This is a genomic window from Pedobacter sp. PF22-3, assembly GCF_026239555.1.
Lineage (GTDB): Bacteria > Bacteroidota > Bacteroidia > Sphingobacteriales > Sphingobacteriaceae > Pedobacter.
In genome coordinates this window covers 43,154-58,924 of sequence record NZ_JAPIVP010000024.1, presented here as the reverse complement: position 1 = coordinate 58,924, position 15,771 = coordinate 43,154, and the positions used below count along the sequence as shown (strand labels likewise).

Annotated in this window: 11 protein-coding genes and 1 tRNA gene; 4 read left to right on the top strand and 8 right to left on the bottom strand. The window is 39.4% G+C overall.

What is annotated here, in order from left to right; all coding sequences use genetic code 11:
* Positions 1-137 precede the first annotated feature (137 nt).
* Positions 138-211: transfer RNA gene (locus tag OQX63_RS21950), tRNA-His, on the bottom strand.
* Positions 212-386: 175 nt separating this feature from the next.
* Between OQX63_RS21950 and rnhA the strand changes: the two genes are divergently transcribed.
* Complete coding sequence (gene rnhA / locus OQX63_RS21945; RefSeq protein WP_265852944.1) at positions 387-860, top strand: ribonuclease HI; 474 nt, start codon at positions 387-389, stop codon at positions 858-860.
* On the opposite strand, the gene fbp is transcribed toward rnhA, so the two are convergent.
* The 5 genes from fbp to OQX63_RS21920 all read right to left on the bottom strand — a co-directional run bounded on the left by fbp (position 857) and on the right by OQX63_RS21920 (position 5,955).
* Positions 857-1,936, bottom strand: a complete 1,080-nt coding sequence (gene fbp, locus OQX63_RS21940) for a class 1 fructose-bisphosphatase (protein WP_265852943.1) — start codon at positions 1,934-1,936, stop codon at positions 857-859. The two genes, rnhA and fbp, sit on opposite strands and share 4 nt — an antisense overlap.
* A 19-nt stretch (positions 1,937-1,955) precedes the next feature.
* Positions 1,956-2,447, bottom strand: a complete 492-nt coding sequence (locus tag OQX63_RS21935; RefSeq protein ID WP_265852942.1) for a metallophosphoesterase family protein — start codon at positions 2,445-2,447, stop codon at positions 1,956-1,958.
* 160 nt (positions 2,448-2,607) lie between these two features.
* On the bottom strand, positions 2,608-4,419 hold the full coding sequence (locus tag OQX63_RS21930; RefSeq protein WP_265852941.1) for a serine hydrolase: 1,812 nt from the start codon (positions 4,417-4,419) through the stop codon (positions 2,608-2,610).
* Positions 4,420-4,868: 449 nt separating this feature from the next.
* Positions 4,869-5,570 carry a tRNA1(Val) (adenine(37)-N6)-methyltransferase gene (locus tag OQX63_RS21925; RefSeq protein WP_265852940.1) on the bottom strand — a complete coding sequence of 234 codons (702 nt, stop codon included), beginning with the start codon at positions 5,568-5,570 and terminating at the stop codon, positions 4,869-4,871.
* 1 nt (position 5,571) lies between these two features.
* Positions 5,572-5,955, bottom strand: coding sequence for a VOC family protein (locus OQX63_RS21920; RefSeq protein ID WP_265852939.1), 384 nt, complete (start codon positions 5,953-5,955; stop codon positions 5,572-5,574).
* Between the two features lie 248 nt (positions 5,956-6,203).
* Between OQX63_RS21920 and purL the strand changes: the two genes are divergently transcribed.
* Entirely contained in the window at positions 6,204-9,866 is a 3,663-nt protein-coding gene (gene purL, locus OQX63_RS21915) for a phosphoribosylformylglycinamidine synthase (RefSeq protein WP_416276544.1), read from the top strand.
* A 922-nt stretch (positions 9,867-10,788) separates the two neighbouring features.
* Here purL and OQX63_RS21910 read toward each other — a convergent pair.
* Entirely contained in the window at positions 10,789-11,100 is a 312-nt protein-coding gene (locus tag OQX63_RS21910; RefSeq protein ID WP_265852938.1) for a hypothetical protein, read from the bottom strand.
* Positions 11,101-11,156: 56 nt separating this feature from the next.
* Positions 11,157-12,005, bottom strand: coding sequence for an energy transducer TonB (locus tag OQX63_RS21905; RefSeq protein ID WP_265852937.1), 849 nt, complete (start codon positions 12,003-12,005; stop codon positions 11,157-11,159).
* A 202-nt stretch (positions 12,006-12,207) separates the two neighbouring features.
* Between OQX63_RS21905 and OQX63_RS21900 the strand changes: the two genes are divergently transcribed.
* Together OQX63_RS21900 and OQX63_RS21895 are read left to right on the top strand one after the other, a co-directional pair.
* Entirely contained in the window at positions 12,208-14,382 is a 2,175-nt protein-coding gene (locus OQX63_RS21900; RefSeq protein ID WP_265852936.1) for a glutamine synthetase III, read from the top strand.
* Between the two features lie 960 nt (positions 14,383-15,342).
* On the top strand, positions 15,343-15,729 hold the full coding sequence (locus OQX63_RS21895; protein WP_265852935.1) for a hypothetical protein: 387 nt from the start codon (positions 15,343-15,345) through the stop codon (positions 15,727-15,729).
* The last annotated feature ends 42 nt before the right edge of the window (positions 15,730-15,771 follow it).

Genomic DNA, 15,771 nt, shown 5'->3' with positions numbered 1-15,771 from the left:
GAAATTATTTAATTCCCCCCAACTTTTCCGCTTGATCCCAAAAAACACCTTTTATGATCAACATCTCTGCAAACAACTAAAAGTAAGTTATTTAAACAAAAAAAGCAGCTCTTTTCAGAACTGCTTTTAAAACTCGGGGTGGCTGATGGGGCTCGAACCCACGACCCTCGGCACCACAAACCAATACTCTAACCAGCTGAGCTACAGCCACCGTGTTTTTGATGTCACAAAAGTACGACTTTTAACATTCCCTGCAAATATTTTTTTCAATGTTTTTACAACAAATTTTTAATTCCTTAACATTCAATTATTTGAATTTGAAAAAAAATTTCGGCAACAGATAAAATAGGCGATTTTAAACCTAAAAACATAACTTTACAACGTTTATGATCGAAATTTATACAGACGGAGCAGCTAGCGGAAACCCCGGACCAGGCGGTTGGGGAACCATTTTAAGGGCAGGACAACATTATAAGGAATTAAGTGGCGGTTTTAGAATGACCACCAATAACCGCATGGAGCTATTGGCTGTAATAAAAGGCTTAGAAGCATTAAAAAGCTTAAACCAGCAGGTAACTGTTTACTCCGATTCGAAATATGTGGTAGATGCGGTGGAGAAGAAATGGGTTTTCGGCTGGGTAACCAAAAATTTCAAGGATAAAAAAAACAAAGACCTTTGGCTTAGGTTCCTTGAATTATATAAACTGCATAAAGTGAAATTCGTTTGGATTAAAGGCCACAACGCTCACCCTGAAAATGAACGTTGCGACCGGTTAGCCGTATTTGCTTCTCAAGACAAGGCAAACCTAGCAATAGACAGTATTTTTGAAGCAGAAAGAAATAAGGCAACCTTGCTTTAGTCCAATCCGCCGACTACCTTCAAATCTTCGAGTTTAGCTTCTATATCATTTTCAACAGCGATTGATTTTTCCGTATACAAAAACATCATTTCTTCTGCTTTTTTTACCATATTTTTTGATCCGATAAAAATTGGAACCCTTTGATGTAATTCTGTTGGATTAATATCCAATATACGCTCGAAACCGGTACTGGCCTTACCCCCAGCCTGCTCAATAATAAAAGCCATTGGGTTACATTCGTACAACAACCTTAATTTCCCATTGGGCGAACGTGAAGTTGTAGGGTAAATATAAATTCCACCTTTAATTAAATTGCGATGGATATCGCCCACCATGGAGCCGATATAACGCGAAGTATATGGACGTTTTGTGGCTTCATCTTCTACCTGGCAATATTTGATGTATTTTTTTACACCATCTGGAAAATGCACATAGTTGCCCTCGTTTAATGAGTACATATACCCATTTTCCGGTATTTTCATCTGTGGGTGCGAAAGGCAAAACTCACCAATAGATGGATCAAGCGTAAAACCATTAACCCCTTTTCCGGTTGTGTAAACCAGCATGGTAGAAGAACCATAAATAACATAGCCAGCAGCTACCTGCTCAGTACCTTTTTGCAATACATCTGCTAAACTGGCCCTACCTTCAAGCGATTTCCTTCTGTAAATAGAAAAGATGGTACCTACCGCAACATTTACATCGGTATTCGACGATCCATCCAAAGGATCGATACATACAATATATTTTGCATTTTGCGAAACCGGCGAATCGATATGGATAATCTCATCCTCCTCTTCCGTAGCTACGATGCAACATTCACCTCCGCTGGTTAAGGCTGCAATAAACTGTTTATCTGCATAAACATCTAGTTTTTTCTGCTCTTCGCCCTGAATATTAGTGGTTCCCATATCACCAAGGATATCAACCAAACCGGCTTTGTTAATTTCGCGGTTAACGATTTTTGCAGCAATCCCAATATCCCGCAGCAGCCTCGAAAGTTCGCCTTTGGCATAGGGAAAATCTGCCTGTTTTTCTATAATAAATTGTCCTAGTGTTTTAACGCCACAAACCATACTTAGTGTATATTTTACATTATCTACCCGATAACTCTATAACCTCTAAGGTATGAATATTTTCATCAGTAATGCAAAATCTAATCAGGGTTCGCACTTTATGCCAACCGTGTTTTCCTGCTGAACCGGGGTTTATATGCAAACATTTTATCTTTTCATCGAACATCACTTTCAAAATATGCGAATGCCCGGTGATGAATAAATTTGGAGGGTTAGTGTATATTTCTGGCTTAACATAAGAAGAGTATTTACCTGGATACCCGCCAATATGCGTCATCCACACATCTACCCCTTCGCAGCTAAATCGATTTTTCTCCGGAAATTCATTTCTGATCGCTGCATCATCAATATTCCCGAACACCCCACGCAAAGGTTTAAAAGCGGCCAGCGGGGCAGCTACATCCTGACCAAAATCGCCGGCATGCCAGATTTCGTCTACGTTTTCAAAATGCTTAAAAACCGCATCATCCAAAAAACCATGTGTATCTGAAATTAATCCTATTTTTTTCACGAGGTAAAGTTAATATGCATTGCGCTTTACAAATTAATTACTGGTTAATTATTTTCTGTCCATTTAAAACAGCTGTTAAAAGATGTTTTTTCCTTAAAGGATATTACCAACATGTAGAAATTATAATTATGCCCGATAACCGGGTTGATCCACTCTATTTTCAGTTTTGCCTAACCTGCTTAAATGTTCCGTTAGGCTGTATAAATGAAACAGACAAAGCTTTTGTTACGCCTTCTTTCTTCTCGAATTTTAAACTAAAGCCTTTTAAATTTTTAAAATTAAAAACATCGTTTCCAACTGAAATGGTTTCGTATTCTGGCTGACCGGGTACTGAAACAAATAAAATTTTGCCTTTTAAATATACCTTGGTCATTCCCTTATCGCCGTAACTACCGATGTAACTTTCTAAGGCTGCAGCATTTAACTCAACCGTTTTTGGTTTGTAGATAAAAATGGCTGGTTTTATGCTCTGCTCAAGCAGAAGACCAATTCCTTCAATTTTACCGTCCTGTCCGCTAATAAAATTGAAACGCAGATCGCTTTCTGCCGTATCAATCTTTTCCTTTTTATCTATGCCACTGATGCTGAATACATCATAATGATAATGCCTGAGCAAAATCTTCTCTTTTCCCATCGTGGCAAATAGCGAATCATTTTTAAATGATACATTGATCAAACCATAGGCAGGGTTATCAAACAGGCCATCATAATCTTTTAAAGGATGTGAAGGTTTCGTATTTAAAACGCGTGGATTTTCTGCTGCTTTCTTCGCTGCATTTTCCCTTTCTTTCGCTTCTGCTTTTGCTTTACGGGCCCTACCGTTCCAATCTATATTTTTCAGTTCCAATAGCCTATCGGCAATGCTGCTATACACTATTTTGGGAACATTGGAAGTATTCTGATTGGTTAAAACCACAATACCTATTTTATCTGTTGGAAAAAAGGATACACTTGCCGAAAAGCCATTAATATTGCCGCCATGTTCTACCATATAGTGCCCACGGTACGAACTGATCATCCAGCCAAAACCATAGTTAGATAGGTAAATATCCTTATCCGCTTCGGGTAAACCACCGCTTATTACCATCTGGGAGCTCGCAGCCTCTCTTATATAAGATGCAGGTAAAATCTCTTGTCCTTTATAAGTGCCCCCGTTAATCCACACTTTTAACCAGTGCGTCATATCGTTCACACTGCTATTGATGCTACCCGCCGGCCCCATTCCATCTATATTATAATAATCAATCTTTTCAATAGTGCCTTTATCATTTATACTATAGGGTAACGAAGCATCATTATCCTTTTCGAATTCAAAAATATTGGTATTGGAACGGCTCATCTCCAAGGGATTAAAAAACTTTTCTTTAATGTTTTGCTCCCAGGTTTTACCGGTCAGTTTTTCAACGATCATGCCCTGCGCCAAAAACATAAAATTATTGTATTGCCATTTCGCGCGTACAGGGGCAGTTGGCTCCATATAACGCACCCTTTGTATAATACTATCGCGGTTGGAAGTATTAAACACGAACCAGGATAAATCGTAACGTGATAAACCAGTGCGGTGGCACATCATATCGCGCACGGTAATCTGGTTGTTCATATTATCATTATAAAACTTTAACTGTGGTAAATAAGAAGTAGCAATGCCATCAAATGATAGGTTCCCTTCTTTTTGCTGTAAACCAATAAGTGCAGAGGTAAATGATTTAGTGCTCGAACCAATAGCAAAAAGCGTATTCGGTGTAACCGGTTTTTTGCTTTCGACATCTCGGTAACCAAAACCTTTACTATAAATTACCTGATCGCCTTTTACCACAGCTACCGCAAAACCAGCCACCTGCTGATCTTTCAATATTTTATTGAACAAAGTATCGATCCCCGCTAAAGGATCTCCAGTTTTTTGTCTTTTTGATTGAGCAAGTGAAGATATTGCCAGGAGGCACAGCAAGAACACATTTAGGATACTTTTCATTTAAATTAGATGAGATTACACCTCCTAATTTACAAATGATAATGAGATTATTGTAAACTATATCAGAAACGGCAGCTCCTTTTTTTTGGAAAGTAAGCTGGTAAAATGTCTCAGAACTTGTAACAGTATTCTCTCATGCTAGGCTTGAGTACGAACCATACTATTACTTTAATTAAGGCGCTGAAATGTTCAATACCATTGACGTATTTCCTTAGTGCAGTTGCCATTCTCGCTCATGCAGGAACCACAAAATGCGCTGTGAAGTAATATTTTAAACGCTGACATTAAGATTATTCATATGCTTTTATTTTTTTTCAAAAGCATTTATGAGCACTTCGTGGTTCAAAATCGAGTTGGTAATGGCGATCTCTCGCAGCCTTCTATTTGCAAAAAAACAGCTATTCATATTTTTTTCACAAAAACCTACCCTCAAAACGACATCATGTTACCTAATAAGCCAGAAAAAAATCTTTCAACAAAAGCTGATAGGCTTGGGTATGTTCCTTTATAGATTTATAAATATAAAAATCACTTTCTTTTAAAGACGTTTCACCTTTTTTCAAACAGATAATCTGTCTAAAAGTTGGCTTATTTTCATCGGAATGTAAATTGATCCGCTCAGCAAAAGATAAATGATATTGAGATGCGATTGCAATCACATCGTCAGCCTGTTTAACCGGCAAAACAAGCCAGATTTGCCCATCATCAGCCAAAAGCGAGTTTGATTTTTCAATTAACAGCCTAAAAAAATCTTCACCTGCATGCCGGGCAATTCCCTTTCGTACTTCTTCATTTTTAAGATCATTCACAAAAAAAGGTGGATTGGAAACAATCAGATCGAATTGTGCAGAAGGGTTATATTGTTCAATCGCGACATGATTAATAGTTAATCGCTCATTAAAAACGGATACTTTAAAATTATTACTGGCTGTTTCTGCTGCTTGCCTGTCTATCTCCACAGCATATATATGTGATTCAGGAAAACGTTGCGCCAACATCAACGCAATAACGCCGGTACCCGTACCGATATCCAATATAGTTTTAGGTGCATTGTGATTGGCCATAGCCCCAATTAAAACCCCATCGGTATTGATCTTCATAGCACAACCTGCCTGGTCAACCTCAAACTGTTTGAATTTAAAAATACTCATGCTAAACCTCGTACAATTCTAAAGGCAAACCATCCGGATCGGCGAAAAAAGTAAAACGCTTCTCCGTAAATTCATCAATGCGGATCGGTTCGGTCACAATTCCCTGTTCATTTAACCGTTTAATTTCCTGTTCAATATCTGCTACCTCAAAAGCCAAATGGCGTAAACCCTGTGCCTCTGGTCGCGATGGACGTGCAGGTGGATTTTCGAAAGAAAAAAGCTCGATCTGGTAAACACCGTTTACTGCCAGGTCCAGCTTGTACGATTTCCTTTCTGCCCGGTACACTTCGGCCAGCACCGTAAAGCCCAGTTTATTCACATAAAAATCTTTTGATTTTTCGTAATCAGAACAGATAATGGCAATGTGATGGATTTTATTGAACATAAATTTGATTTAATAAGAAAACACATTTGTAGCGGCAATTTCTATAAAATTTCTTCTAAATAAAGTCGTCATCTCGACCGAAGCATCGCGGAGTGGAGAGATCTATACTAACAGATTTCACCACTCCGCTCGAAATGACGATCTGTGAGTTAGATTAACGTCAAAAGTAATAAAAGCGCAATTATATTGCACGCCACAACAAGCTTTTTAAAATTTTAACGCTATTTTTGCAACTTCAAAAAAAAAGCATGATTCATTTCTTCCTTAGTCAATCGCAGGCGATTTTTGTTTTACAAACAGACAAAGCGCTTTCTACTACTGATATTACTAAACTCGAATGGTTATTTGGCGGCGCCAAAATCTCGCAAGAAACAGCTTTAAAAGGCTTTTTTGTAGGTCCACGGGCAGCTATGATTACTCCATGGAGTACCAATGCGGTAGAAATTACGCAGAATATGGACATGCAGGGCATTATCAGGATCGAAGAATTTAAGCAGGTTGAAGAAACCTTTGCTGATTACGATCCGATGCTTTCTCAAAAATACGACAAACTCGATCAGGAAGTTTATACCATTAACATCAAACCTGAACCGATTTTAGAAATTACCGACATTGCGGCTTATAATAAACAGGAAGGACTTTCTTTAAGTGATGAAGAAGTTGAGTACTTAAATACATTAGCAAAAAAACTAGAAAGACCTTTAACCGATTCTGAGGTATTTGGTTTCTCGCAAGTGAATTCAGAGCATTGCCGTCACAAAATCTTTAACGGAAAATTCGTAATTGATGGCGTAGAGCAACCGACTTCATTGTTTAAACTGATCCGTAAAACTTCTGAAGAAAACCCGAACGATATTGTTTCGGCCTATAAAGATAACGTCGCTTTTATTAAAGGCCCTAAAGTACAGCAGTTTGCACCTAAACGTGCTGATCAGCCTGATTTTTATGCGCTAAGCGATTTCGACTCCGTCATCTCGTTAAAAGCAGAAACCCACAATTTCCCAACTACTGTTGAACCTTTTAACGGTGCTGCAACGGGTTCCGGTGGCGAAATCAGAGATCGTTTGGCTGGTGGCCAGGGTTCTTTGCCTTTAGCTGGAACAGCCGTTTACATGACTGCGCTTTCTCGTTTAGAAGATAACCGCCCATGGGAAAAAAGTACAGAAGAAAGACAGTGGTTATACCAAACCCCAATGGATATCCTCATCAAAGCATCAAACGGTGCTACAGATTTTGGAAATAAATTTGGCCAGCCACTCATTACCGGTTCGGTTTTAACTTTCGAACACGAAGAAGATAACCGTACACTGGGTTTTGACAAAGTAATTATGCTTGCGGGCGGTATTGGTTATGGCAAAGCCAGCCAGGCGCAAAAACTTAAACCGCAGGAAGGCGATAATATCGTAATTTTAGGTGGTGAAAACTATAGAATTGGCATGGGTGGTGCAGCAGTTTCGTCTGCTGATACCGGTCAGCATGGAAGCGGTATTGAATTAAACGCCATCCAAAGATCAAACCCAGAAATGCAAAAGCGCGCTGCAAACGCCGTTCGTGGTATGGTAGAAAGCGATCACAATCCGATCATCTCTATCCACGATCACGGCGCAGGTGGTCACTTAAACTGTTTATCAGAACTGGTTGAGGAAACCGGTGGCTTAATCGACCTGGATAAACTGCCAGTTGGCGACCCTACCCTTTCGGCAAAAGAAATTATCGGTAACGAATCGCAGGAAAGAATGGGACTGGTTATCGGCAATGACCATATCGAAACCCTACAAAAAATTGCTGACCGCGAGCGTTCACCGATGTATACTGTAGGTAAAGTTACCGGCGATCACCGTTTTACTTTCAAATCGGCTACTACCGGTTTAAAACCAATGGATTTTGAGTTGGCTGACATGTTTGGCAGCTCGCCAAAAGTTGTAATGGAAGACAGCACAGTAGATCGTAAATACAGCGCACTTAATTACGATGCTGCCCAATTAAGCACTTACTTAGAGCAAGTACTTCAGTTAGAAGCAGTAGCTTCCAAAGACTGGTTAACGAACAAGGTTGACCGCTGTGTGGGCGGCCGCGTAGCGAAACAACAATGTGCTGGGCCGTTACAATTGCCGTTAAATAACTGTGGTGTAATGGCTTTAGATTTTCAGGGTAAAGAAGGTATTGCCACCTCAGTTGGGCATGCTCCTATTTCAGCACTGATTGATCCGGCTGCAGGTAGCCGCAATGCTATCGCCGAATCACTTTCGAACATCGTTTGGGCACCTTTAAAAGATGGCTTAAAAAGCGTTTCGCTTTCTGCCAACTGGATGTGGGCCTGTAAAAACGAAGGCGAAGATGCCAGGTTATATTCAGCAGTAAAAGCTTGTTCGGATTTTGCAATAGATTTAGGCATCAACATCCCAACCGGGAAAGATTCTTTATCAATGAAACAGAAATATGCCAACGGTGATGTGATTGCTCCCGGAACGGTGATTATTTCTGCAGGTGCCAACTGCGACGACATCACCCAAGTGGTTGAACCCGTATTACAAAAAGAGGGTGGTGCTATTTACTACATTAACCTATCTAACGACAGCTATAAATTAGGTGGTTCATCTTTCGCACAGATTTTAAACAAGGTAGGTACAGAAACACCTGATATTAAAAATGCAGATCAGTTCAAAAATGCATTTAATACTTTACAACAATTAATTAAAGCAGGTCAAATCCAGGCCGGACACGATATAGGCAGCGGTGGTTTAATTACTACCCTCTTAGAGATGTGTTTTGCAGACCGCGATTTAGGCGCGCAGATAGATTTATCGGCTTTAGCAGAGCAGGATAGCATTAAATTGCTTTTTGCTGAAAATATTGCCGTTGTTTTCCAGGCTGATGCTGCTGTTGAAGCCATATTGACTGAAAACGGTGTTACTTACCATAAAATTGGTAATGTAAACTCATCAGCAACACTTGAAGTTCAAAATGCTGCAGATAGCTTTAGTTTTGATATCGATCACCTGCGCGATGTTTGGTTTAAAACTTCGTACTTATTAGACAGCAGGCAAACGGGCAATGGTTTAGCCAAAGAGCGTTACAACAATTATAAAAACCATGTTTTAAATTACAGTTTTCCGCTAACTTTTGATGGTAAGAAACCGGTAATTGACGAAACCAAACCAAAACCAAAAGCCGCCATTATCCGCGAAAAGGGAAGTAATTCTGAGCGAGAACTGGCAAATGCGATGTATTTGGCCGGTTTTGATGTGAAAGATGTACACATGACCGATTTAATCACTGGCAGAGAAACTTTGGAAGATATCCAGTTTATTGGTGCTGTGGGTGGTTTCTCTAACTCTGATGTTTTAGGATCGGCAAAAGGCTGGGCTGGTGCATTTTTATATAATGAGAAAGCGAGGATTGCTTTAGAAAAATTCTTTGCCCGCCCTGATACTTTATCTGTAGGGATTTGCAACGGCTGTCAGTTATTTGTGGAGTTGGGCTTAATTAATAAAGACCATGCAGATAAACCTAAAATGCTGCATAACAAAAGTGGCAAACACGAAAGTATTTTCACTTCGTTAACCTTACAGGAAAACAATTCGGTCATGTTATCAAGCCTCGCCGGTAGCACTTTAGGGGTATGGGTATCGCATGGAGAAGGCAGATTCTCTTTGCCGTACGCAGAAGATCAATATCAAATTGTGGCCAAATATGCTTACGAAACTTATCCAGCCAGTCCGAACGGTTCTGATTATAACACCGCAATGTTGTGCGATGAAACCGGACGCCACCTCGTAATGATGCCGCACATTGAGCGTTCATTGTTCCAATGGCACTGGGCAAATTACCCGGCAGGCAGAAAAGACGAAGTTTCGCCATGGATGGAAGCCTTTGTAAATGCACGCAATTGGATTGAAAACCAAGGGTAATATTTGAATGGAAGATGTAAAATGGATGATGGAATTAAAAACCATCATCCATTTTTTATGTCATTAGGAATAGAGTTATAAACTTTACTAGCATGTGGCAAGAAAGTTGACAACTCTCCCACTATCGATAAAAACCTGTAGATCAGCAGATACAACTCCATTATAAGCTCTTTTATAAGAAAATGAGCGGTTTGCTTTTCATGGCAACTGTACTGGCTAACCGCTGTCGGGTTTATCAAACAAAAGCCAGTTATTCAACACATAGCCTGTTTTTTGCATTCGCAATAAACCATTAATACTGCCACCAACCCGGCCACCTAAACCCGACCGAAGTGAAAAACCCGCAGCCAGAGGTACGAGAGCGAGGATTTGAAACAAAGGGCGGGGCAACCGGAACCGAAAAGCACTGTATTTGCTTTCCAAAATATATCATAATAACCTGAGCTCGAATAATATTTATGTATTTTGATTAGTTTAACCTCTTTTTTCTAACGCGATCTTCATACTGATCCGATAGGTATCGGATTTATTTTACAATTAGAAATTGTGTTTTCAATTGTCTTGTAGCTACTACGTGGTCAGCATTCTTCCTGCTATTAAGACCCTGAAATGAATTCAGGGTGACGACTTTGAGTTAAAAAATATCGGCAGAATATCTTTCAAACAGATATTAATAATCGAACTCAGGTTACTAAACAGACCCAATTCGGATGTTAAATCGAGGCAGCGTGACGGATAAGGGGCAAAAAAAACGGCCTGGACACCGCCCAAACCGTTCACCTAACCCTACATCTACCTAAAAACCAAGAGCGTTAATAGTTAAAGATCAAAGATGGTAAATGTAAGATGGAAAGATAACCATTGTCCATTTTCCATACTACATACTACATCATCCATCCTACATCCTACATCATCCATCCACTCATATCCCCTGCACATCCTTTCTCACTTCTTTTCTCCAAGCTTTACCATATTTCTTGTCCATAAAAGAGGCGACTACTTTATTGTAATCTTCAATCCTGATATCTGAAGGTCCTACACAGCCCAAATCAAAATACACCACACCATATTTTTGCTCAAATCGTTCCTGTCCTTTAACACGGGTAGCTACAATCCCTCCCTGCAACAGGAATTTGAGTTTGCCATTTTTAATATCTGCATTGGCTTGTTTAATGCTTTCTGTTCTAATACCATCAGCAATAAACAGAGGTCTGGCACTTAAGTGTACCGCCATCAAACATAGAATTATCCAAATTAAAGTGTACTTTTTCATGGGTTCAGCTAGAAATTTTAATTAGAAATCTGAAAATTAATGGCCATATTGTACCTTACGCGTACCGGAATACCTTTATTTTTACCAGGTTTCCAAAGTGGCGATTTTTTAATTACCTTCATTGCTTCTTCATCGCAACCAAACCCAATCCCTTTTATTACAGACACATCGGTAATAGAACCATCTTTTTCCACCACAAAACTCACATATACCTTACCTGACGCCCCCTCCTCTTGTGCTCCTGAAGGATACCTTAAATTACGCTCCATATATTTAGACCAGGCTTTGGCCCCACCGTTAAACTCCGGGTATTCATCAACCCCACTCAGATCTTTAACCGCATTCGGATCACCGGTACCCTCACCATCCTTCGCGGTACCAGTACCATCACCACTGCCTTTATTCTCACTGATGACCAAATTTGGCGCAACAATACCATCTTGCGTTTTATCGCTGATCACCGCGGATTCAATTTCCTTAATTGTTGGCGGATCGGGAAGATCTACTTTATTTACCACAACTACTTGCGATGGCAGTGCAATTGTTTTTACTTTCACCGGTTCAGCTTTTGCAGGTTCAATCTTTTTCTCCGGCTCGGGCATTTTTGGCTTCATTTGGTGAATCACATTAGTTAAATCAATAACTTTTGCTTTTTCTACAACTACATTTTCCTTAGGAACTAATTTGTTATAAATTAAAGGGGAGAAACAGGCGATTATGAATATACTACCTGAAACCAAAAGTACCCTGGTCATAATCGACGACGATTTGGACCTTAAATCATAAGCGCCATAGTTTTTGTTGCGGTCTGCAAATACAAGATCGAGCCACTCGGTCTTGTATACGTTAATAGAAGAGTTGAACATAGCTTTCATTTTTATACCATGATGCAGCTAAATCCTCAATTCCATAAAACATTCAAAAAATCTATTTTCTTTACAAAAAATGAAATTTCTCACCTGAAAACCATTTTTATATTTCATTTTCAATAAAATTGATTTAAATTTTACGATTATTTCACCAGAATTAATAAAATATACTATTTTTGACAAAAAACATAACGAATTAATGAAAAGCTTAAGAACCATCGCATTAAAAGAGGCTCAAAACAGAATTTCGCCTGAAGTTAAATCTCCTTCTGCTAAAATTTCTGACTTTTTTGGCGCTAATGTATTTGATAAGAAAAAAATGAGAGATTTCTTATCTAAAGACGTATATGAGAAATTAATTTCATCTATCAACCAAGGTGAATTAATTAATGCAGACGACGCAAACCAGATTGCTACGGCCATGAAATCATGGGCAATGGCTGCTGGAGCAACCCACTATACACACTGGTTCCAGCCTTTAACCGGTACTACAGCCGAAAAACACGATTCGTTTTTTGAGCCTAGCGGTGAAGGTGCAATTGAGAAATTTTCAGGCAGTGCTTTAGTTCAGCAAGAACCAGATGCATCGAGTTTCCCTAACGGTGGTATCCGTAATACTTTCGAAGCTCGTGGTTATACTGCCTGGGATCCTTCATCTCCAGCATTCATTATGGAAAGCAAAGCAGGTAAAACCCTTTGTATCCCAACCGTTTTCGTATCTTACACAGGAGAAGCATTAGATTATAAAGCACCTTTATTAAAAGCATTGGCTGCACTAGATAAAGCGGCTGTTGATGTTTGCCAGTATTTCGATAAAAGCATCACTAAAGTAAATGCATCTTTAGGTATTGAGCAAGAATATTTCCTTGTTGATGAGTCGTTATTTAACGCCCGCCCGGATTTATTGTTAACTGGTCGCGCTTTATTCGGACATATGTCTGCTAAAGGCCAGCAATTAGAAGACCATTATTTCGGTTCTATCCCTGAGCGCGTATTCAGCTACATGGTAGATTTCGAAAACGAAGCCCTAAAATTAGGTATTCCTTTAAAAACCCGTCACAATGAGGTTGCACCTTCACAATTTGAGTGTGCACCAATTTATGAAGAAATCAACTTAGCTATCGATCACAATCAATTGTTGATGGATTTGATGGAAAAAGTTGCCCGTCGTCACCACTTCCGTGTTTTATTACACGAAAAACCATACGCAGGTATCAATGGATCAGGTAAACACAACAACTGGTCGTTAATTACCGATACAGGTAAAAACTTATTGGCACCAGGCAAAACGCCAAAAAACAACTTAATGTTCCTTGCTTTCTTTGTAAACACCATTAAAGCAGTTAGCGAGCATGCCGATTTATTACGTGCAAGTATTGCATCAGTAAGTAATGATCACCGTTTAGGTGCTAACGAAGCGCCACCTGCAATTATCTCTATCTTCCTGGGTTCACAATTGAACGATGTATTAGATGAGATTGAGCATTCACGTATCAGCAAAAAAATCAAAGAAGATAACGCACTTTGGTTAGGTATCCCTAAAATCCCTCAGATTTTATTAGATAATACCGACCGTAACCGTACCTCTCCTTTCGCATTTACAGGTAACAAATTTGAGCTTAGAGCTGTTGGATCTTCAGCAAACTCTTCTGCTCCAATGACGATCTTAAACGCAATTATGGCCGAGCAATTGGTTAAATTTAAAGTTGAAGTTGACAAATTGATCAAAAAAGGTGATAAAAAAGACATCGCTTTATTAACTGTGATCAAAAAATACATCAAAGAATCTAAATCAATCCGTTTCGAAGGGAATGGTTATAGCCAGGAGTGGGAAGATGAAGCTGCAGCACGTGGTTTATCAAACATCAAAACCACACCAAAAGCTTTAGATGCCTATTTAACGGAGAAATCAGCTGAATTATTTGCAACTACCGGTATTTACAGCTCACGTGAAATTCATGCCCGTCATGAAATCATGTTAGAAAACTTCTACAAAAAACTTCAGATCGAAGCACGTGTAATGGGTGAAGTAGCGAACACGGCTATTATTCCTGCTGCAATTGCTTACCAAAATTCTTTAATCGCAAACGTACAGGGATTAAAAGCAATTGGTGTAGATAGCAAAGTTCCTATTGATATCGTTAAAAAGTTAACTGAGCATTTAGAAATTGTGAAAACCAATATCGATGCGATGTTAGAAGAACGTAAAGTAACCAACAAAATCGAAGATACCCGCGAAAAAGCGATTGCCTACGATGAGAAAGTTAAATCTTACTTCGATATCATCCGTTACCATGCTGATAAATTAGAGCAAATTGTTGACGATAGCGTTTGGCCTTTACCAAAATTCAGAGAATTATTATTCATGAAATAAGAAAGGCGTAAGCTAAAAGGTTTAAGGCGTAGGGTTTATACTCTACGCCTTTTTTGTTTTCATAAATCCGTCATTGCGAAGGGGAGCGATGAAGCAATCTTACAATGATCGCTAATAAGTAGGTTCATCAGCTGATATTCCGAAATAGTGTTCTCCTGAACTTGTTTTATTAGCATTTTTTATAGTTTCAAAGGCCTAATAGCTACTTCGTGGTCAGGATCTAATCGAAATTGCTTTACGTTGGCAAAGGCTTTTTTTTGGAAAGCAATACCTGTGCTCATCGGTTAAAATAGTCCTGCTTTCCTTCCTGCTGTAAATTTTTTCTATGTCTTTAATTCATCGTTTACAGCATCCATGCAATCAGGTTTATTTAACATAGGCCGGTGCAAGAAAAAAAACCGCCACAACGAACAACCCTCGGTACCCTAAGCCCGATTGTACGGATGCCGTTTTAATTGACAGCTTTTTTAATACCCGAAATTTAAAAAGGGAGGAGGAAAAGCGGGACTGGAGGCCGCCATTGAAAATGAACGCTCACTTCCAAAAAAAACAGAAACTTAATTTTGCAATAGCTGGTCTTTGTATACCATTCATGTTATTAGTTCAAATTGTTTTGGAAAGTAGCTCCACTACTTCTCGGTTACGGCACTCCTGCTTTCCTTCCTGCTGTAAATTTTTTCTATGCCTTTAATTCATCGTTTACAGCATCCATGCAATCAGGTTTATTTCAGATAAGCCTGTGCAGGGAAAACCCAGCCACAAGGAACAGCCTGCTGTACCTAAGCCCGATTGTACGGATGCCGTTTTAATCGACAGTTTTTTTAATACCCGAAATTTGAAACGGCAGGAGGAAAAGCGGGACTGGAGGCCGCCATGGAAAATGAAGGCTCACTTCCAAAAAAAAACAGAAACTTAATTTTGCAGCTGGTCTTTGTATACCATTCATGTTATTAGTTCAAATTGTTTTGGAAAGCAGCTCCAGTACTTCTCGGTTACGGCACTCCTGCTTTCCTTCCTGCTGTAAATTTTTTCTATGCCTTTAATTCATCGTTTACAGCATCCATGCAATCAGGTTTATTTCAGATAAGCCTGTGCAGGGAAAAACCCAGCCACAAGGAACAGCCTGCTGTACCTAAGCCCGATTGTACGGATGCCGTTTTATTCGTTAAACATTTTCCCTTTTCCACAGCTTTTAAAACGGCAGAAGGAAAAGCGGGGCTGCAGGCTCCTATGAAAAACGACCTTTCACTTCCAAAACCTTTTTCAATTATATTGTTAAGAAAAGCCCGTGAAAGTAAAAACCTCTACTCCATACCGATATTCGATCTATCGACTCCTGACTTCTGACTCCCGACTTCAGACTTTCTATCTTCTACCCTTTTACCTTCC

Bases quoted from the DNA above. Each gene is read 5' to 3' on its own strand.
- rnhA (WP_265852944.1), top strand. From the start codon at position 387: ATGATCGAAATTTATACAGACGGAGCAGCTAGCGGAAACCCCGGACCA.
- fbp (WP_265852943.1), bottom strand. From the start codon at position 1,936: ATGGTTTGTGGCGTTAAAACACTAGGACAATTTATTATAGAAAAACAG.
- OQX63_RS21930 (WP_265852941.1), bottom strand. From the start codon at position 4,419: ATGAAAAGTATCCTAAATGTGTTCTTGCTGTGCCTCCTGGCAATATCT.
- OQX63_RS21925 (WP_265852940.1), bottom strand. From the start codon at position 5,570: ATGAGTATTTTTAAATTCAAACAGTTTGAGGTTGACCAGGCAGGTTGT.
- OQX63_RS21920 (WP_265852939.1), bottom strand. From the start codon at position 5,955: ATGTTCAATAAAATCCATCACATTGCCATTATCTGTTCTGATTACGAA.
- purL (WP_416276544.1), top strand. From the start codon at position 6,204: ATGATTCATTTCTTCCTTAGTCAATCGCAGGCGATTTTTGTTTTACAA.
- OQX63_RS21910 (WP_265852938.1), bottom strand. From the start codon at position 11,100: ATGGCGGTACACTTAAGTGCCAGACCTCTGTTTATTGCTGATGGTATT.
- OQX63_RS21905 (WP_265852937.1), bottom strand. From the start codon at position 12,005: ATGTTCAACTCTTCTATTAACGTATACAAGACCGAGTGGCTCGATCTT.
- OQX63_RS21900 (WP_265852936.1), top strand. From the start codon at position 12,208: ATGAAAAGCTTAAGAACCATCGCATTAAAAGAGGCTCAAAACAGAATT.